This is a genomic window from Bacillus nitratireducens (genome assembly GCF_001884135.1).
Taxonomy (GTDB): Bacteria; Bacillota; Bacilli; order Bacillales; family Bacillaceae_G; genus Bacillus_A; species Bacillus_A nitratireducens.
On record NZ_MAOC01000077.1, the window covers coordinates 64,731 to 82,689 of the forward strand.

19 protein-coding genes and 1 riboswitch are annotated in these 17,959 nt (G+C 35.8%); of the genes, 10 read left to right on the top strand and 9 right to left on the bottom strand.

Going from position 1 to position 17,959, the window contains the following annotated elements; all coding sequences use genetic code 11:
- Positions 1-184: 184 nt before the first annotated feature.
- From phaQ to BAU23_RS19870, 7 genes are all read left to right on the top strand, one after another.
- The gene (gene phaQ / locus BAU23_RS19840) at positions 185-637 is read left to right on the top strand and encodes a poly-beta-hydroxybutyrate-responsive repressor (protein ID WP_000903018.1); all 453 of its coding nucleotides are present in this window, start codon (positions 185-187) and stop codon (positions 635-637) included.
- 42 nt (positions 638-679) lie between these two features.
- Positions 680-1,204, top strand: a complete 525-nt coding sequence (gene phaP / locus BAU23_RS19845; RefSeq protein ID WP_000448577.1) for a polyhydroxyalkanoic acid inclusion protein PhaP — start codon at positions 680-682, stop codon at positions 1,202-1,204.
- Positions 1,205-1,305: 101 nt separating this feature from the next.
- Complete coding sequence (locus BAU23_RS19850; RefSeq protein WP_001067911.1) at positions 1,306-1,749, top strand: MaoC family dehydratase; 444 nt, start codon at positions 1,306-1,308, stop codon at positions 1,747-1,749.
- Between the two features lie 147 nt (positions 1,750-1,896).
- The gene (locus tag BAU23_RS19855) at positions 1,897-2,082 is read left to right on the top strand and encodes an alpha/beta-type small acid-soluble spore protein (RefSeq protein ID WP_000241212.1); all 186 of its coding nucleotides are present in this window, start codon (positions 1,897-1,899) and stop codon (positions 2,080-2,082) included.
- Positions 2,083-2,195: 113 nt separating this feature from the next.
- Complete coding sequence (locus BAU23_RS19860; RefSeq protein WP_000822347.1) at positions 2,196-3,515, top strand: TrkH family potassium uptake protein; 1,320 nt, start codon at positions 2,196-2,198, stop codon at positions 3,513-3,515.
- A 38-nt stretch (positions 3,516-3,553) separates the two neighbouring features.
- Positions 3,554-3,728, top strand: a riboswitch (yybP-ykoY riboswitch).
- 79 nt (positions 3,729-3,807) lie between these two features.
- On the top strand, positions 3,808-4,602 hold the full coding sequence (locus tag BAU23_RS19865) for a TerC family protein (RefSeq protein WP_000383307.1): 795 nt from the start codon (positions 3,808-3,810) through the stop codon (positions 4,600-4,602).
- A 205-nt stretch (positions 4,603-4,807) separates the two neighbouring features.
- Positions 4,808-5,659, top strand: coding sequence for a formate/nitrite transporter family protein (locus BAU23_RS19870; RefSeq protein WP_000893054.1), 852 nt, complete (start codon positions 4,808-4,810; stop codon positions 5,657-5,659).
- A 27-nt stretch (positions 5,660-5,686) separates the two neighbouring features.
- Here BAU23_RS19870 and BAU23_RS19875 read toward each other — a convergent pair whose 3' ends face one another.
- From BAU23_RS19875 to BAU23_RS19915, 9 genes are all read right to left on the bottom strand, one after another.
- A complete protein-coding gene (locus BAU23_RS19875; protein WP_001103782.1) occupies positions 5,687-5,998 on the bottom strand; it encodes a cyclic-phosphate processing receiver domain-containing protein in 312 nt (103 codons plus the stop codon).
- Positions 5,999-6,012: 14 nt separating this feature from the next.
- Positions 6,013-6,735 (bottom strand): prepilin peptidase, encoded by a 723-nt coding sequence (locus BAU23_RS19880; RefSeq protein WP_000495728.1) that lies wholly within the window; start codon positions 6,733-6,735, stop codon positions 6,013-6,015.
- A 112-nt stretch (positions 6,736-6,847) separates the two neighbouring features.
- Complete coding sequence (locus BAU23_RS19885) at positions 6,848-7,558, bottom strand: LutC/YkgG family protein (protein WP_000147202.1); 711 nt, start codon at positions 7,556-7,558, stop codon at positions 6,848-6,850.
- Positions 7,558-8,979: a LutB/LldF family L-lactate oxidation iron-sulfur protein gene (locus BAU23_RS19890; protein ID WP_071735044.1), complete on the bottom strand. Its 1,422-nt coding sequence runs from the start codon at positions 8,977-8,979 to the stop codon at positions 7,558-7,560. Before BAU23_RS19890 ends, BAU23_RS19885 begins: the two co-directional genes overlap by 1 nt.
- Before the next feature lie 16 nt (positions 8,980-8,995).
- Complete coding sequence (locus BAU23_RS19895) at positions 8,996-9,715, bottom strand: (Fe-S)-binding protein (RefSeq protein ID WP_000869146.1); 720 nt, start codon at positions 9,713-9,715, stop codon at positions 8,996-8,998.
- 168 nt (positions 9,716-9,883) lie between these two features.
- Positions 9,884-10,573, bottom strand: coding sequence for a FadR/GntR family transcriptional regulator (locus BAU23_RS19900; RefSeq protein ID WP_255257118.1), 690 nt, complete (start codon positions 10,571-10,573; stop codon positions 9,884-9,886).
- 216 nt (positions 10,574-10,789) lie between these two features.
- Positions 10,790-12,190, bottom strand: a complete 1,401-nt coding sequence (locus BAU23_RS19905; protein ID WP_000494804.1) for a sensor histidine kinase — start codon at positions 12,188-12,190, stop codon at positions 10,790-10,792.
- A 3-nt stretch (positions 12,191-12,193) separates the two neighbouring features.
- Complete coding sequence (locus tag BAU23_RS19910) at positions 12,194-12,865, bottom strand: response regulator transcription factor (RefSeq protein ID WP_000049755.1); 672 nt, start codon at positions 12,863-12,865, stop codon at positions 12,194-12,196.
- On the bottom strand, positions 12,862-13,833 hold the full coding sequence (locus BAU23_RS19915) for a YncE family protein (protein WP_001224546.1): 972 nt from the start codon (positions 13,831-13,833) through the stop codon (positions 12,862-12,864). The genes BAU23_RS19910 and BAU23_RS19915 overlap by 4 nt, the downstream gene beginning before the upstream one ends.
- Positions 13,834-13,969: 136 nt before the next feature.
- Here BAU23_RS19915 and BAU23_RS19920 point away from each other — a divergent pair, with 136 nt between their 5' ends.
- The 3 genes from BAU23_RS19920 to BAU23_RS19930 all read left to right on the top strand — a co-directional run bounded on the left by BAU23_RS19920 (position 13,970) and on the right by BAU23_RS19930 (position 17,940).
- The gene (locus BAU23_RS19920; protein WP_000898649.1) at positions 13,970-15,085 is read left to right on the top strand and encodes a CdaR family transcriptional regulator; all 1,116 of its coding nucleotides are present in this window, start codon (positions 13,970-13,972) and stop codon (positions 15,083-15,085) included.
- Between the two features lie 117 nt (positions 15,086-15,202).
- Complete coding sequence (glcD, locus tag BAU23_RS19925) at positions 15,203-16,615, top strand: glycolate oxidase subunit GlcD (RefSeq protein ID WP_000890733.1); 1,413 nt, start codon at positions 15,203-15,205, stop codon at positions 16,613-16,615.
- A complete protein-coding gene (locus BAU23_RS19930; RefSeq protein WP_071735046.1) occupies positions 16,612-17,940 on the top strand; it encodes a (Fe-S)-binding protein in 1,329 nt (442 codons plus the stop codon). The genes glcD and BAU23_RS19930 overlap by 4 nt, the downstream gene beginning before the upstream one ends.
- Positions 17,941-17,959: the final 19 nt, after the last annotated feature.

Consider the following 17,959-nt stretch of genomic DNA (forward strand, 5'->3'; position numbering starts at 1 on the left):
CTTTTTCGTTTTTGAAACAATTCAACCTATTCACTATTTTCTAATATTCCGAATAAAACTTCAAGTATATATTTTATTTTTCTTTATTTTCTAACAAATGTATTGACATTAAAAACAGATAGGTGTAAATTGCACTTATAAGCAAAAAATTCCATCTAACTGATTCATGAGGTGATGCACAATCATGCTACATAATGAACCAGAACACCCAGAAAGTTTGGAAAAAAACCAAGCGAAACAACCAAACTCCATGCCAAAAAACTTCTTAGTTCCTTTCTTACTTCTCTGTCTAAAAGACTGGAGTCTTCATGGTTACAAACTTATTCAAATGCTAATGGACATCGGCTTTTCTTCTGTTGACCAAGGTAATGTGTATAGGACACTACGCAAATTAGAAAAAGAAAATCTTATTTCTTCTACTTGGGATACAAGCGAAGGCGGGCCAGCGAAACGAATTTATTCTTTAACAGAATATGGAGAGCAATATTTAACAACATGTGCGACTTCTTTTGAACATTATCAAAATATGTTGCGGACGTTTTTCACGTTATACACCAATGCATTCTTTCCATTTTCTACTTCTCCAGAAAAGGATGAAAAGGATTCTTCATCTTCACCTGGTGGTACAGCAGAGTAATCTGCGTTCACAATATGCAAAAAAACATTTGGAGGTCAAACAATGGAAACTAAGCCATACGAATTAGTCGATGCATTTTGGAAAAACTGGTCTCAATCTCTTTCCCTCTTCTCTTCAGCTGGGAAACAATTAGAGCAACTTACTTTAGAAACGTTAAAACAACAACAAGACGCTTTGCATAAATTAACATCAGGAGTAGATGAACTAGAAAAAGAACTACATCAATTCACTGCTCAGTTCAATAACCAATATACGGATTACGTGAAGCAATTAACTGGAAACTCCTTAAATGATCAAATTAACGAGTGGCAAGAAAAATGGAATGAGCTTTCTACTCAAATGCACCAACTTACTGTTTCTCCTACGAAAACATCTTTGTCTATTCTTACTCAAACTAGCGGTCAATTTGAAGAAACAACAAAACACTTTATCGAACAACAACAATCGCAACGTGAAGAGGTTCAAAAACAGTTAGAAGTTTTTTTGGGAGAGTTCAAGTCCAAACAACTAGAACTCGCAAAGCAGTTCGAGGAAAACTCAAAAAATTTATTTACTTCCATCAAGTAAGAAAAATGTGGCAACTAACTGCAGCACAAACAAAACTCTTTCTTCCTCCTACTACATCAAGATGGCTTACATTTTTCGATATGGAAAAGAAGGAGGACAAAATGAATCCATTTCAAGAAGCACAAACTGTTCCGGAGCTTCGTTACGATGAGATTCAAGTCGGTGATCAAGCATCACTAACAAAAAAAATTACGGATGAGGACGTTATCAATTTCGCAAAATTGACTGGAGATGTAAATCCTATTCATATTCTAGACTCTTTTGCAAAAACGACAATGTTCAAAGAACGTATTGCTCATGGCATGCTCGTTTCAAGTTTTATTTCTACCATTCTTGGAACGAAACTCCCGGGCAAAAATACGATTTATTTATCTCAAAACGTTTCATTCCGTGCTCCTGTCAAAATCGGTGATACACTTCGCGTTGTGGCAGAAGTTATAAAAAAACGTGACGATAAAAAAATCATTACGCTGCAAACAAACATATATAATCAATCCGATGATATTGTCGTGGAAGGTACAGCGACAATACTGAAAAAAGAGTAGCAAATTTGCTACTCTTTTTTTCTATCCAAGAACTTCTAAACACACCGATTACTTCCGTGTATGAGCACGTCGTTTCCACATAAAATAACGGTACCAGTTCAGATAGTACTTAGCTGAACTGGACTACTCATAAGGATGTGTATCAACATGGTAAAAACAAACAAATTACTAGTTCCAGGTGCAGAACAAGCGCTTGAACAATTTAAATATGAAATTGCGCAAGAATTTGGTGTAAGCTTAGGGTCTAACACAGCATCTCGTTCTAACGGCTCAGTTGGCGGTGAAGTAACAAAACGTCTTGTTGCTTTAGCTCAACAACAATTACGCGGATAATTATATAACATATGGCTTAGAGGCAGATATTCTCTGCCTCTTTCTTTTTTAACATACATAATAGTTCTTCTTCACATACTAGTAAGAGCAAATTGAAAGGAACGATATGTGACATGAAACGGATTAACATTAGCATGAGCCCTCCCCGTGTTCTTACTTTATCTTTTATTACGCTATCAATTATTGGTACATGCTTATTAAAATTGCCAATTGCTACAACAACATCTATTTCATGGCTCGATGCCTTATTTACAACGGTTTCTGCTTGTACGGTTACAGGACTTGGTGTTGTGGACACTGGAAAAGTATTTACCTTATTTGGTCAATGTGTAATTTTAACACTTATACAAGTTGGCGGCCTTGGCATTATGAGCTTTGCTGTTTTAATTGCAATTATGCTCGGCAGAAAAATTGGTCTTCAAAACAGAATTTTATTACAACAAGCATTAAACCAAACAAATGTCGGTGGAATCATTCGTCTTGCAAAAGCATTATTTTTATTTTCTTTTGCTGTAGAATGTATCGCTACTTTACTTCTCTCTTTTGAATGGGTACCAAAATACGGAATTGCCAAAGGTATATATTATAGCTTTTTTCATTCGATCTCTGCCTTTAACAATGCTGGCTTTTCTATATGGAGCGATAATTTAATGTCCCACTCTCATAGCGTTCTCGTCAATCTTGTTATTTCTTCTCTCATTATTTTAGGGGGAATTGGTTTTACAGTGATCGTAGATATAAAAAGAAAGAAAAACTTTAAAAACCTTACTTTGCACTCAAAACTTATGCTCTCTTCTACTCTAATCGTCAATATTATTGCTACAGCTTTTATTTTTATATTCGAGTTTCATAATTCAATTTCCATGAGAGGTTTTACCCCCTTTGAAGAAGGTATGGCTGCTTATTTTCAAGCGATTTCGACGCGTACTGCCGGGTTTAATACTGTTGATATCTCTGCATTATCAAAACCTTCCCTTTTATTAATGATGCTTCTTATGTTTATTGGTGCTGGCAGTGCTTCAACTGGTGGTGGGATTAAGTTAACAACTTTTTTAATTATGTTTTTAGGCGTATTTAAATTTTTGCATGAACAAGATGATATTGTCGTGTTTAAAAAATCCATTAAAGATACGCTCATTGTCAAATCTTTAACGATCACCATTATTTCAATTTCGTTTATTTTTCTTTCTATTTTAATTTTAAGCATCACTGAACGAGTTCCTTTATTAATGAGTGCTTTTGAAGTATTTTCAGCATTTGGAACTGTCGGCCTTAGCATGAATTTGACGCCACACTTAACAATCATCGGCAAAACAATTATTATCTTTATGATGTTTTTTGGAAAGATGGGGCCTTTAACATTAGCCTTTTCATTTGCCCGCAAAAAACAAAGAAGAATAAAATATCCAAACGAAGATATTTTAACAGGTTGACAACCGTATAAATTATCCATATAATGAGAATACAATAGCATATCTCCAAAGGGGAGTAGCGTCCAAGAATTATTTCTTGGAAACAAAGTCGTCATTACGTAGAACTTAGTTCTTCCGGCTTTGTTGGCATTTTCATTACATATGTCTAGCAAGACCTTTGCCTATCAACGGCAGAGGTCTTTTTTGTTTTTACCAATTCCTTCCACCGTTGATGCGCAGGAGTATGGGGAAACTAAACAATGTGGAACTTCTTCACTTGTTTAGTATTTATAGAAATGAGAGGAGAATGTACATGGATGTATCATTATTATTGGAGTATGGTTGGGTATTACTCATCCTAATTGCACTAGAGGGGATTTTAGCTGCTGATAACGCTCTCGTTCTCGCAATTATGGTAAAACATTTACCAGAAGAAAAACGTAAAAAAGCACTATTTTATGGATTAGCGGGGGCATTTGTTTTCCGATTCGGATCATTATTTATGATTTCGTTCCTAGTCGATGTATGGCAAGTGCAAGCAATCGGTGCCATTTACCTTATGTTTATCGCTGGTAATCACTTATTTAAAACGTATGTTAAAAAGAATACGGATGAAGACACAGCAGAAAAAGAAGCAAAGAAAAAACAAGAGAACTTTTGGTGGACTGTATTTAAAGTCGAGGTTGCTGATATTGCCTTCGCAGTTGATTCAATTTTAGCTGCTGTTGCATTAGCAATGACTTTACCAAAAACAGGATTAGGTACAATTGGTAGTCTTGATACTGGGCAATTCGTTGTTATCTTTGTAGGTGGACTTATCGGATTAATCATTATGCGATTTGCAGCAACTGCTTTCGTACAAATATTAAAACGTAAGCCAGGACTTGAAACTGCAGCATTCTTAATTGTAGGTTGGGTTGGTGTGAAGTTAGCAATCTATACATTAGCACACCCTGCATTAAATGTAATTCCACATTCATTCCCAGAATCTACTCCGTGGAAACTTACATTCTGGATTGTATTAGTTGGAATCGCAGTTGGCGGTTGGTTCTTCTCGAAAGAAGTAGAAGTAAAAGTAGAAAAGAATTTAGACGAAAAAGCGCTGTAATTACAGCGCTTTTTCTTTTTTGCTTCAATTCCCTCTCTATTTTTAGAAAAAATTCCATTATACTACCTTTTGTAACCGCTTTCTTAATGTATGTATGTCCTTTTTGTGAAACATTGCACAAACTTATTGAAACTATGAACAATTCCATGTACTTTATTCATATAAGGAGTATTTATAGATGATGTACTAAAGGAGCGTATTACTCATGCTAGAACAAGGATTAGATTATGTTGTCAAACTGGCTAAGAGCAAAAAGCAAATGCTAGATACAAGTCCAATGCAATATTTCATTCGTGCGGCACTTGCGGGTATTTATATCGGTTTTATTATTGTACTATGTTTTAAATTAGGTAACTTTTTTCACATTGCAGATTCACCAGCAACTTATTTAGCTGCTTCTATGTTTTTCGGAATTGCTCTCGTACTTATTATATATGGCGGCGCTGAATTATTTACTGGCAATACAATGTACTTCACAGTAGCAACTTTAAGAAAAGAAACAACTATTTCTGATACACTTCGCAACTGGGTTGCTTGTTATGCAGGTAACTTAGCTGGTGCTTTATTCTTTGCCTTACTATTTTACGCAACTGGAATTTTCGAAGCAATTGATCACAGTCATTTAATGAATAAAGTCGTTGAAGGAAAGATGAATACACCTACAATGCAATTATTCTTTAAAGCAATTTTATGTAACTGGCTTGTCTGCCTTGCCTGCTTCTTACCTTCTCAAGTTAAAGGTGATACAGCAAAAATAATGGTTATGATGCTACTTGTTTTCACATTCTTCTTATCTGGTTACGAGCATAGCATTGCAAACTTATCACTCTTTGCACTATCTTTAGTTTCACCACATCCTGAAACAATTTCTTTTTCAGGTGCTATTCATAACTTAATTCCAGTTACAATCGGTAACATTATTGGTGGGTCCGTATTTGTCGGTATGGTATACCACTACGTAACAAAGAAAGCACCTGTTGTTGAACAAGAAGAAACTGAATTAGTCGCAGCTCAAACAGAGGAAATCATACCTTTACAGGCACATATGAAACATTAAAAACTCCAAAGTTTTACTTTGGAGTTTTTAGCTCCCCACATATTTCAAGGCAATACAAGGATTAATTTCCCCTTCTTCCTTCCCTCTCTCTATTCTCTGTTTCATCTGATGCATACCGATGACATCATTTGTATGAAGGTGAATTTCATTAACATATAGACCTTCTGTACAAAAGGCTTCTACAAATTCTGCCCCATTCTTTTGCCTCCATCCCATGTTAAAGTCAAGAGAGAGGATGTTTACCTTATTACTCCGAACAAATTGTAACGCAGATTCTACTGTAGTTGCCAAAACATATCCGTACGGGCAACTTCTTTGATCATCCATATATACATTCATTTTCTATCTCCCCTCTATTTTGCATATATAACCAACACGTAACATATTGCTCCAAGGCTAATAAAAGGTCCAAACGGAATTGGAGTTCTTATCTTTATACGTTTTAATGCTATACCTATTCCGAAAAAACAAAGGCTAAAGCAAGATGCTAAAAATAAAGTTATAAAAATACCTTTCACTCCTATTATAAATCCGAGTAACGAAAGTAGTTTTACATCACCTCCGCCAAGACCTGCTGGATGAATCTTTTGCATGCAATATAACAAAATAAATATAGTTCCACTGCCAGCTATACTATCTATCCAAGTAACTAACGGTACAAAAATACATTCTAAAATAAGCAAAAAAGCAAACCAAATTAAAATACGATTAGGTATTAACATATATACTAAATCTGTAACTGAAATAATAAGCAGTAAAGAAATGAGCGATAAAATGATGATGAGCTCCTGCTCTATTCCAATTACATATACAGTAAGAAAAAATAAACTCCCTGTAACGAATTCAAATACTATGTACAAACTTGAGATTTTTCTTTTACAACTCGTACAACGCCCTTTCTGCATACAGAATGAAATAATTGGAATCAGTTCTTTCGGCTGTAACGTATACTTGCAGTAATGACAGTACGAACGCGGTGTAATAATAGATTCCCCTACCGGAACTCTCATCGCAATCACCATAAAAAAAGAACCAAACACCATACCCATTAACAATGCATATAAATAAGTGAACATCCCTTCCTCTCCTTTCCAAAAGAACATAACAAAAAAAGGAGAGAACTTCTACTTCATATTATCTTTATTCTATTAAAAAAGCAGGCCGTTTTACGGCCTGCTTTCCCCTATTTTATACGATGAAATATACTGCTTTTAATGGTCCGTGTACTCCGACAACAAGATTCATTTCAATATCCGCAGAGTTACTTGGTCCTGTAATAAAGTTAATACAAGATGCAACTGCCTCACCTTTTTCTACACGAGAATTCATATGTTGAACTGCTTGTGTAATACGAGGTACAAGTGTTTCACGTGGAATAATAGCAAAGTATACAGTCGGTAAAAAGTGTAAAGAACGCCCTTGACCTTTATGACTCTGTACAACAATCGTACCAGATTCAGCTAAAGTATAATCACTAAATGCGATTCCAATATTCGCCTTTTCCGCTATACGCATATTCTCTTCTTTTTTCTCAGGATCCCATACATTTACTTCAACATCTTGCTTTGGAAGCTCTTCCTTAAATAAAGAAGTCAATCCATAGGAATCAAAACGTTCATCTGCTGATAACATAATAGGTCCCCCGCCGTTTTCAACGATTACCTTTTGAATATCTTCACGTAAACGGTCGTTTGTCGTTTCCACAACAGTTGTATGAATGTTTGTACATTGATTTTTAAATACTTCTAACAATTCTTCTTGTGAATAGTCTTTTAACGTTTCTACATTCACATTACTTTTCCATGCTGGACGTACTACGCCTTCTGTTTTACGCGCGCGTCCAAGTTCTTTTGCGATATTATCTAGAAAGGACTCACGGTTTTGAATTAATCCTGTCATTATTTGTCCCCGCCTTTCTTATGATCTTTATACCAATCACGGAATCTTTCTTTACTTGGAGCCGGGAATTCACGAATATCTGTCCAGTTTTTAAGTGGCCCAACACCTTTTGATACACGGTTGCCCGATGTAAATGGACTCATTGCTGCTGGTGCCATTTTTGATCCCATTTTATATAAAGCTGCTGAAGAAGCACCCATACTAAACATTTTCATTGCTAATTTTTCTGCAAGTGGCGCGCGGCCTTCTTGCTCAACGATAACTTGACGATGTTTTAATAATAAATCATGCAATGGAATTTTTACTGGACAAGCTTCTGTACATGCTCCGCATAAACTAGATGCATAAGGAAGCTCTTTGTAATCATCATATCCACCTAGAAGTGGTGTTAACACTGCACCAATTGGTCCTGAATATATAGAACCGTATGAATGTCCACCAACGTGACGATATACAGGACATACGTTAACACAAGCAGCACAACGAATACATTGCAATACTGAACGGAATTCCGATCCAAGAATTTGAGAGCGGCCATTATCAACAACGACTAAATGAAACTCTTCTGGTCCATCTACCTCTTCTTCTTGAATTGGTCCTGCTACTGTTACATAACTTGTTAATTTTTGACCTACTGCACTACGACATAGTAAACCAACTAAAACATCTAATTCTTCCATTGTCGGAACCATACGTTCCATACCCATTACTGCAATTTGAGTTTTCGGAATCGACATAACAAGATCGGCATTACCTTCGTTCGTTACTAAACAAAGAGAGCCAGTATTTGCAACAGCGAAGTTACAACCTGTTACACCAATTTCCGCATCCATAAATTTTTCACGAAGTTGTTTGCGAACAAACTTTGTCATTTCGTATGGATCATCAGAATTTTCATAGCCAAGTTTTTCTTTAAACACATCGCGAATTTGCGTTCTATTTTTATGAAGTGCAGGCGCAATAATATGTGAAGGTGGATCGTTATCTACTTGCAAGATATACTCACCTAAGTCACTTTCTAACACTTCACAACCAATTTCTTCAAGCGCATGGTTCATACTAATTTCTTCAGTTACCATTGATTTTGATTTTACAACTTTTTTCGCTTGTTTCTTTTTCGCAACGTCTTGAATGTACTTTGCCGCATCCTCTTTCGTTTTTGCAAAGTAAACGTGACCGCCTCTTTTTGATACATTTTCACTTAACTGCATTAAATAATAATCAAGATTCTCTAACGTATGTTGACGAATTTGTTCACCTAGTTCACGCCACTCTTCCCAGTTTCCTAATTCGTCCGCTGCTTTTAATCGATTTGTATATAATCTCGTTTGTGCAGAAGATACCGCTCCGCGCATAAACGAATCTTTAATTCCATCGCCTACGCGATCATTAAATTTTTTCTCACTGATTTTCATAGACATAGCTTATGTTCCCCCTTCATGAGCGACTATTCAGTACCTCAGCAATATGCATTACTTTTACTTCTTTACCTAAACGCTCAATACGTCCGCCAATGTTTAACAAACACCCACAATCTGCACCAATTAAATAATCAGCACCTGTTTCCATTACACTATCTACTTTTTCATCCACCATTTGCTCAGAAATAGGTGTCATCTTAACTGAAAACGTTCCCCCAAACCCACAACAATTTTGCTCGTTTGGCAGTTTTCTTACAGTTAATCCTTTTACGTTTGATAATAAAATCCCTGGTGCCTCTTTTACTCCGAGTAGGCGTGTCATATGACAAGATTTATGAATAGTAGCAATCCCTGGTAAACTTGCACCAACGTCTGTAACTTTTAAAACATCTACAATAAATTGTGTAAATTCATATGTTTTATCAGCAACCTTTTGTGCACGTTTAGCCCATTTTGGATCATCTTTAAAAACATGCGGATACTCATGAAACATTGTCGCACAAGAGCCAGATGGCGTGACGATATATTCTGCATCTTCGAAAGTTTCAATCATATGTTTCATCGCTTCTTTTGCTGCTTCTACATGGCCGCTATTATAAGCAGGCTGACCACAACAAACTTGTGCTTCTGGAAATTCAATTTCACAACCTAAACGCTCCAATACTTCAACTGTTGCTTTACCGACGTTTGTTTCAAACATATCGACTAAACAAGTAACAAATAAAGTAACTTTCATAACTATAATTCCCCCTCATTACAACTTCGCCAACAATCATATGGTCATCAGATGACTAAGACTAGAAGAAGTAGGCTCAACCATGGCCTATCCTCTCCCTCTTCCAAAGAAAACGCTTACTTAATCTCTCTCTATTTTATCAGAAAATTAGATTTTTAAAAGATTAAATTACGAATTTATATCGCTTTTACCTGTGACAATATGTTCTACATTTGTTAAATGATCTAGCATCGCTTGCTGCGCTAATTCCACATCTTGCTTTAACACCGCATCATATATAGATTGATGCTCCTCTAAAAGTCGTTCTGATGTTGTTTGTTCACCATATAAAATAATGCGTCTTGATTCACCAATTGTTTCAGCAATCATCTCTGAAACATGATTCATGAGCTCAAGTAAGATGCTATTATGCGAAGATTGTGCGATTCCCATATGGAACTGAAAGTCCGCTTTTTCACCAGCTTTTTCATCTCCAATGCTTTTTGCCATTTCATCTAACCAATGTTTCATATTTTGCAAATTATCATCCGTACGTTTTGCCGCAGCTGCTCGAACTGCCCCCACTTCAAGCACCTTCCGTACTTCTAATAAATTCAAAATATCCTCTTTCTTCATTAATAACTTATTATTTAATGATTTTGTTAATGAAGAAGAATCGAAATTCTTTACATATGTACCTTCTCCTTGTTTCATTTCAATTAAGCCCATTGCTCTGAGCGCACTTAGCGCTTCACGAACTGCAGATCTGCCAACTTGAAACTGCTCTGCTAATTGATGAACAGGAAGTAGCTTGTCACCAGGTTTTAACGTACCATTTTTAATCATTGTTAAAATAGCTTCAGATACTTCTTCGTAAATTTTTTTTGGTTTAATAGATTTGTACTCCAGTTAAATCACCTCAGTATCTTCCAAACAACAATTGTAACGTTTTATAAGAAATTAACATCCATAACTATTTTAGAACGAATTAGTAAGAAGTACAAATGTTTTGTTCATAAAATAGTCAAATTTTTGATATTTGTTAGATATTAATCAATATATTTCCGTGTAACTATAAAGAGCATGTCTCCGAAATTAGAACATGCTCTCCTCATCTTGTACTTTTAATTTAATAATAACTGTCGTTCCCTTACCTTTTTCACTTTCTATTCTCCACTCACCATCATGTATATGAACAATTTGCCTTACAATTGCAAGGCCTAAACCTGTTCCACCATGTTGACGACTTCTCGCTTTATCTACTCGGTAAAAGCGTTCTCCGAGATTTTCTAAATGCTCTGTATCAATACCTATTCCTGTATCTTTTATGTGCAATTCACAGTAATCATCAATTTGCTTTAATGTTATTATGATATCCCCGTTTTGATTTGTATAACGTATCGCATTATCTAACACATTATGAAGTACTTGTTGCATACGATCATCATCAATCATTACGATAATTTCAGGATTTAAATTCGTTGAAATACGAAGTTTTTTTTCTATAAACTGTAACTCGTAAGTATCAAGTACGTCTTCAATAAGCTGTGAAAAAACGATAGGTTGTTTCTTTAGAGGAAAGTGTTCACCTTCTAGCTGCGCTAAATCTAATAAATCATGAACGAGGCGCTGCATGCGATCTGCTTCTTTATGGATGAGTTGCGTTACTTTTTCCTGCTGCGGCCCCTTTGCCACACCGTCTAAAATAGCTTCACTATATCCTTTAATATAACTAAGTGGTGTTCTAAGCTCATGCGAAACATTAGCTAAAAACTCCTTACGCTTTACATCTTCTGTTTCTAAAGAATTTGCCATTTTATTAAACGCTTTTCCCAATCGTCCAATTTCATCTTCTGAAGAAATTGTGATCCGCTCTGAGAAATCTCCAGTAGCCAAATGATTTGCAACCCGTTCCATTTGCGAAAGCGGTCTTGTAATAGCAATAATAATTTTTCTACCAATCCATACTGTTATTAGAATCATAGCAAGTGCTAACGGTGCTAAAATAAGGCCCATATCAAATATTAAATCTTTTATACTTTTTAAAGGAATATAGGAGTATACAATACCAACTAATTTTTTATTATCTAAAACAGGAATGACAACACCCATAATATTGCGATTAAAATGTTCTTCATACCCTATCTTAGTCACAGTTTTCCCATCTAATAGTGACTGTCTATCCCCTTCACTTATAAGAGAATGGTGGTGCACATCGAAAGGCAAACATGCACTTAAATCACGCGGATTATACACGAAAAGAACATCTGAACTAGATATTTGATCGTATGCTCTTACTTTCTCTTCAAAAGTGGATACTCCTTCATGTTTATCATATTGCGTAGCAAGACGCTTCCCTTCCATTACTAATGAATCTTTTAAATTGTCCACGTATAGCTTTTCATATGAGTATAAAGATACAAAATAAAGAAAAGAAACTGTTACACATACTGCACATACTACTGTAAGCCAAAGCTTTTGTACCATCGTAAACATACGTTACACCTCAAATTTATAACCTACACCCCAAACGGTTTGAATGTAGTTTCCACTTTCTCCGAGCTTTAGACGCATCGTTTTCACATGCGTATCTACTGTTCTTGTACTTCCTGCATAATCATATCCCCATACCTTTTCAAGTAATTGCTCCCGACTAAATACTTGTCCATTATGTTGACAAAGAAAATATAGTAAATCAAACTCTTTAACTGTAAGTGAAACTGCTTGTCCATCCGTCTCAATTCGTCTACTTTTTTCATTAATAAGGATCGGACCAAATTGAATCTCCTCTTGCTGCTCTTGCTTTGTATACCGTCTTAGTACAGCTTCCATGCGAGCAATTAATTCCCCGGGACTAAATGGCTTTACAATATAATCATCGGCTCCCATACGTAAGCCATTTACTCTATTCCACTCTTCACCTTTTGCTGTTAAAAATATAATCGGTACATCCGATGTTTTTCGAATCTCTTTACAAACTGAAAGTCCATCCATCTCTGGCATCATTATATCTAGTACGACGAAATCATAATGATCATTCTCTAATTTTCGAAGTGCTTCTTTTCCATTTTCAGCTTCTCCCCACTCGTATCCGAAGTTATCTAAGTACATTCCGACAAGTTGTCTCATATCACTTTCGTCATCTACAACTAGCACTTTATATTTACTCATTGCCCTTCCCCTTCTCTCTCTATGAGTTGAAACGGTCCTTTTCCAACTTTAATTGTTTGTTTTATTTTCATATTCTTCATATCCATAACGCATACTTCATCGCCATCATAACTAGCTACATACCCTTCTGCTCCGCTTTTCAAAAATGAAAATGGGTTCGATCCTACTTCTACAGAAGCTACCTCTTGATACGTGCTAACATCAAACTTTCTTAGCGTATTTGAACCGTGACTTAGCGCATATACATACTTATCATCCTTTGTTATATTCACAGGCATAAACGGAGCATGTAAAGAACGCACCATCTCTCCGCTCTGTAAAGAATACACTAATACTTTCTCATTCACTTGACTTCCATCACCATGTCCACCAATCCATATTTCTTTCCCATCAGCACTAACCGTTGCTCCCGTTGATGCTGGGGGAATCATAAAGGATTGTATAACCTCTTTTTTCTTTGTATCAATTGTCGTTAGTTTCGTATCATAAAAGTTTAGCACAGTTAATCGCTTATCATACTCTACCATCGTTATTGGTCCTTTTCCTGTTGAAACACTCCCTGTCTCTTTCCCTTTTATCGTAAAGAACCTTACCTTTTGAGCATTTTGATCGGCAGCAAATAATTGTTTTTTGTCTTCTGATACGACTACATTCACAATTCCTTTTCCAGTCTTATATTTGTCCACCTGTCTTCCTTCTGTTAGTGAGTATACATACATATATTCTAACTGCTTGCCATATACAAGTATTTCCTCATCATTTGGAAGTAGTGCAATTCCTGCCATCGGTTCATTTAATTCCCATGTCGTGATTAACTTTTTAGATTTTTTATCAATAAAACTAATACTACCTTCTTTTATATTCGTTGTTATAATAACATTTTTATCTTTAGCAATTGGTGTATATGAACTTCCTTGACACCCTACTAATAGAAATAAAAAACAGAGAAGAAAAATAAACTTTCTCAAAAGATTCCCTCCATCTTCGGATGATTTCGTTATAATTGTAAAATAACAAATAAATGTGTGGAAAATGTGAAATCTACCTTTATTAATAAACTTACATATATAATGTACAACAAATAGAATTTGAGGTGTGCAAATTATGCTTTTTCCTGATTTAGCGAATAAAATTGTACGGGAAGTACGCAGACTAATTACAGAAAATATTATTATCATTAATATACAAGGCGTTATTATCGCAAGTACAGATGCAGAAAGAATCGGTCAATTTCATGAAGGCGCACTCCGCTGTGCGAAACAAAAAAAGACTGTCATTATTACAAAAGAAGATGAAAGGCGACTGCAAGGCGTAAAGGCGGGGATGAATCTTCCTTTGCTATTCCATGATGAAGTAATCGGTGTTATTGGAATCACAGGAGAACCTGAAAACATTTCCCAATATGGAGAGATATTACGTAAAATGACCGAACTATTAATTCATGAAAATTACTTTTTAGAACAGCTAGAACTTGAGCACCGTTCTTATGAAGCTTTTGTTTTTGATTGGCTTCAAAATACAGACTGGTCTCCAAGTTTTTTCGATCGTGCAAAAACACTTGGTATTGATTTATATAAGAAGAAACAACTTATTTTGTTCTCTATCGATCAAAATGACACGATGCTTCAGCGTAAAATTTGGCAACACGTACGCAATATATTAACAAAGGAGCATCTCTTTGTTCGCTGGGGAAATGATCGATTCATCTTATTTACGACGATAAGCTCCAAAGAGCAAACTTATCAATTTTTAAAACGATTAAAACAAGACTGTGAAACTTTATTTTCTATTACTTTATATATCGGAATTGGGCAAACAGTTACACCAAGCAATATGAACTTATCGTACGAACAAGCATTACAAGCTCTTTCAGTATCACTTGAAACGAAAAAAATTGTATTTAATGAAGATTTACGTTTAGAAATGTGCTTACAAGATATTTCAACTGAAACGCGGGAACAGTTTCTAGAGCGTACCATCGAAAACTTAGTATCATCTCCTGAACTTATGCACACTTTACGTTTATTTATTGATTATAACCAATCCTATAAGCAAACAGCTCAGCAATTACATATACACATTAACACATTGCATTACAGGTTAAAAAAGATTGAGGAACATACAGAACTTGACCCAAAACAATTCAAAGATTTAAATGTTTTATACTTTGCACTTCTATTATTAGATAATCATACAAAAAAGAACGATAAAACAGATTAATCTTTAGATGATTACACATAGAAAGAATCCCCTGACTTTTTTATCATTATAATGAAAGCACTGTTACAACGTTTTTTATTATTACTAAATACGTTAACAGTTTGAGGGGGATTTCCAATGTTAGAAAAGCAAATTATTGATTCATTCGTATCCATTGTTGGCGAAGATAATGTAGATACATCCAATATGGGGCGTTTAACTTATAGTTATGATGCCACTCCAAACTTCCAAGCGATGCCTGATGCAGTCATTGCTCCTCGTAATACAAATGAAGTAGCAGACGTGTTAAAAGTGTGTAACACTCATAAAATTCCTGTATATGTTCGCGGGTCTGGAACAAATCTTTGTGCTGGAACGTGTCCACTTGAAGGCGGCATTGTTCTTATTTTCCGCCATATGAACAATATTTTAGAAATTGACGAAGAGAATTTAACAATTACTGTACAAGCTGGTGTTATTACACTTGATATTATTAATGCAGTAGAAGAAAAAGGTTTATTTTATCCACCAGATCCAAGCTCTATGAAAATTTCTACAATCGGCGGTAACATTAATGAAAACTCAGGTGGATTGCGCGGATTAAAATATGGCGTAACACGTGATTATGTAATGGGGCTTGAGCTTGTCTTACCAAACGGCGACATCATTCATACTGGCGGTAAATTAGCAAAAGATGTAGCTGGTTACGATTTAACTCGTCTATTTATCGGTTCTGAAGGAACACTTGGTGTGGTTACGGAAGCGATATTAAAACTTGTTCCTATGCCTGAAACGAAGAAAACAATGCTCGCACTATATGAAGATATTAACGAAGCTGCACGTGCTGTTTCTGCTATTATTGCAAATAAAATCATTCCTGCGACACTTGAGTTTTTAGATCAACCGACAATTGAAGTTGTAGAAGAGTTTGCACAAATCGGTTTACCAACTGACGTCAAGGCAATTTTATTAATTGAACAAGATGGACCGCCCGAAGTTGTCAATCGAGATATTGAAAAAATGGCTAACGTTTGTCGTTCTATGAATGCAGTCGATGTTCGCGTTGCAAAAGATGAAGCGGAAGCAGATGCGCTTCGTACAGCACGTCGTAGTGCACTATCAGCACTTGCAAGATTAAAGCCTACTACAATATTAGAAGATGCGACGGTACCACGTTCACAAATTGCTCCAATGGTTGAAGCAATTAATGCAATTGCAAAGAAATATAATATTCCTATTTGTACTTTTGGTCATGCTGGTGACGGCAACTTACACCCAACTTGTATGACAGATGCCCGTAATGAAGAAGAAATGCACCGAGCTGAACAAGCTTTTGCTGAAATATTTGCGAAAGCAATTGAACTTGGTGGCACAATTACTGGTGAACATGGTGTTGGCGCGATGAAAGCTCCTTATTTAGAAATGAAATTAGGTAAAGAAGGTATTGCAGCTATGCAAGGAATTAAACAAGCCTTCGATCCAAATAACATTATGAATCCAGGTAAAATGTTCGCGAAAGACTCTCGTAAAAGAGTGGTGGTTGAGCGATGACGACATTAAATACAGAAAACATTCAAAAGGAATTTAAAGAACGATTAAGTGAAGATGAACTACTAAACTGTATGCGATGCGGCTTTTGTTTACCGACTTGCCCTACTTATATTCAATCTGGGTATAAAGAATCGCATTCACCACGCGGACGTATCGCCTTAATGAAAGCCGTCGTCGATGGTTTAATTGAGCCGGATGAGGATGTTGAAAATACATTAAATGTTTGCCTTGGCTGCCGTGCTTGTGAACCTGTTTGTCCATCTGGTGTGAATTATGGACATTTATTAGAAGAAGCTCGTGATATTATTAATCAAAATAAAAAATTCTCAGTGCCCGTGAGAGCCGTTCGTAAAGTCGTTTTTGAAGGACTATTCCCTCATCAAAACCGAATGAGAACATTAACAGGACTAATCGGATTTTATCAGCGTTCTGGTTTACAAACGCTAACACATAAAACAGGGATTATGAAGTTATTCCCTGAAACACTTGCAACGATGGATCTCGTTTTACCAAAAGTCCCTAAAATGAAAGCAATGAAAGATCGTCCTGAATTTTTACCTGCTGAGGTGACAAAGAAGAAACAAGTTGCATTCTTCACAGGTTGTTTAATGGATACGATGTTTTTAGAAACAAATAACGCAACGATGAAACTTCTTCAGTTAGCTGGTTGCGATATCGTTATTCCGAAAACACAAAGTTGCTGCGGTGCATTACATGGGCATGCTGGTGAGAAAAGTGGAGCAAAAGAATTAGCGAAACGAAATATAAAAGCATTTGAAGATTTAAACATCGACTATATTATTACGAATGCAGGTGGCTGCGGAGCTTACCTCGTAGACTATGATTATCTTTTAAAAGATGATCCAAAGTGGGCTGAACGTGCAAAGCAGTTTGTTTCTAAAATTAAAGATATTACCGCTATACTAGTAGAATTAGATTTCCATAAACGTAATGACTTACGACTCACGCCGCAAATCATTACGTATCAAGACTCTTGTCATTTACGTAACGTTATGCGAACATCCTCAGAACCTCGTATGTTACTAGAAGCCATTCAAGGTGCAACATACCGTGAAATGAAAGATGCGGACCGCTGCTGTGGTTCTGCTGGTATTTACAACATTGTTCATTCAGAGTTATCAATGGAATTCCTAGATTACAAAATGGAATGTGTGCATGAAACAGATGCAACGACAATTGTTACTGCAAATCCAGGTTGTCTATTACAAATGAAACTAGGTATCGAACGTGAAGACCTTTCTCATAAAATGAGAGGAATTCACATTGTAGATCTATTATTAGAAGCAATTGAAACCAACTCGTAATAACTCGTAACATACGTAA

Excerpts from the sequence above, each read along its gene's own strand:
- phaQ (WP_000903018.1), top strand. The coding sequence starts at position 185 with ATGCTACATAATGAACCAGAACACCCAGAAAGTTTGGAAAAAAACCAA.
- phaP (WP_000448577.1), top strand. The coding sequence starts at position 680 with ATGGAAACTAAGCCATACGAATTAGTCGATGCATTTTGGAAAAACTGG.
- BAU23_RS19850 (WP_001067911.1), top strand. The coding sequence starts at position 1,306 with ATGAATCCATTTCAAGAAGCACAAACTGTTCCGGAGCTTCGTTACGAT.
- BAU23_RS19855 (WP_000241212.1), top strand. The coding sequence starts at position 1,897 with ATGGTAAAAACAAACAAATTACTAGTTCCAGGTGCAGAACAAGCGCTT.
- BAU23_RS19860 (WP_000822347.1), top strand. The coding sequence starts at position 2,196 with ATGAAACGGATTAACATTAGCATGAGCCCTCCCCGTGTTCTTACTTTA.
- BAU23_RS19865 (WP_000383307.1), top strand. The coding sequence starts at position 3,808 with ATGGATGTATCATTATTATTGGAGTATGGTTGGGTATTACTCATCCTA.
- BAU23_RS19870 (WP_000893054.1), top strand. The coding sequence starts at position 4,808 with ATGCTAGAACAAGGATTAGATTATGTTGTCAAACTGGCTAAGAGCAAA.
- BAU23_RS19875 (WP_001103782.1), bottom strand. The coding sequence starts at position 5,998 with ATGAATGTATATATGGATGATCAAAGAAGTTGCCCGTACGGATATGTT.
- BAU23_RS19880 (WP_000495728.1), bottom strand. The coding sequence starts at position 6,735 with ATGTTCACTTATTTATATGCATTGTTAATGGGTATGGTGTTTGGTTCT.
- BAU23_RS19885 (WP_000147202.1), bottom strand. The coding sequence starts at position 7,558 with ATGACAGGATTAATTCAAAACCGTGAGTCCTTTCTAGATAATATCGCA.
- BAU23_RS19890 (WP_071735044.1), bottom strand. The coding sequence starts at position 8,979 with ATGTCTATGAAAATCAGTGAGAAAAAATTTAATGATCGCGTAGGCGAT.
- BAU23_RS19895 (WP_000869146.1), bottom strand. The coding sequence starts at position 9,715 with ATGAAAGTTACTTTATTTGTTACTTGTTTAGTCGATATGTTTGAAACA.
- BAU23_RS19905 (WP_000494804.1), bottom strand. The coding sequence starts at position 12,190 with ATGTTTACGATGGTACAAAAGCTTTGGCTTACAGTAGTATGTGCAGTA.
- BAU23_RS19910 (WP_000049755.1), bottom strand. The coding sequence starts at position 12,865 with ATGAGTAAATATAAAGTGCTAGTTGTAGATGACGAAAGTGATATGAGA.
- BAU23_RS19920 (WP_000898649.1), top strand. The coding sequence starts at position 13,970 with ATGCTTTTTCCTGATTTAGCGAATAAAATTGTACGGGAAGTACGCAGA.
- glcD (WP_000890733.1), top strand. The coding sequence starts at position 15,203 with ATGTTAGAAAAGCAAATTATTGATTCATTCGTATCCATTGTTGGCGAA.
- BAU23_RS19930 (WP_071735046.1), top strand. The coding sequence starts at position 16,612 with ATGACGACATTAAATACAGAAAACATTCAAAAGGAATTTAAAGAACGA.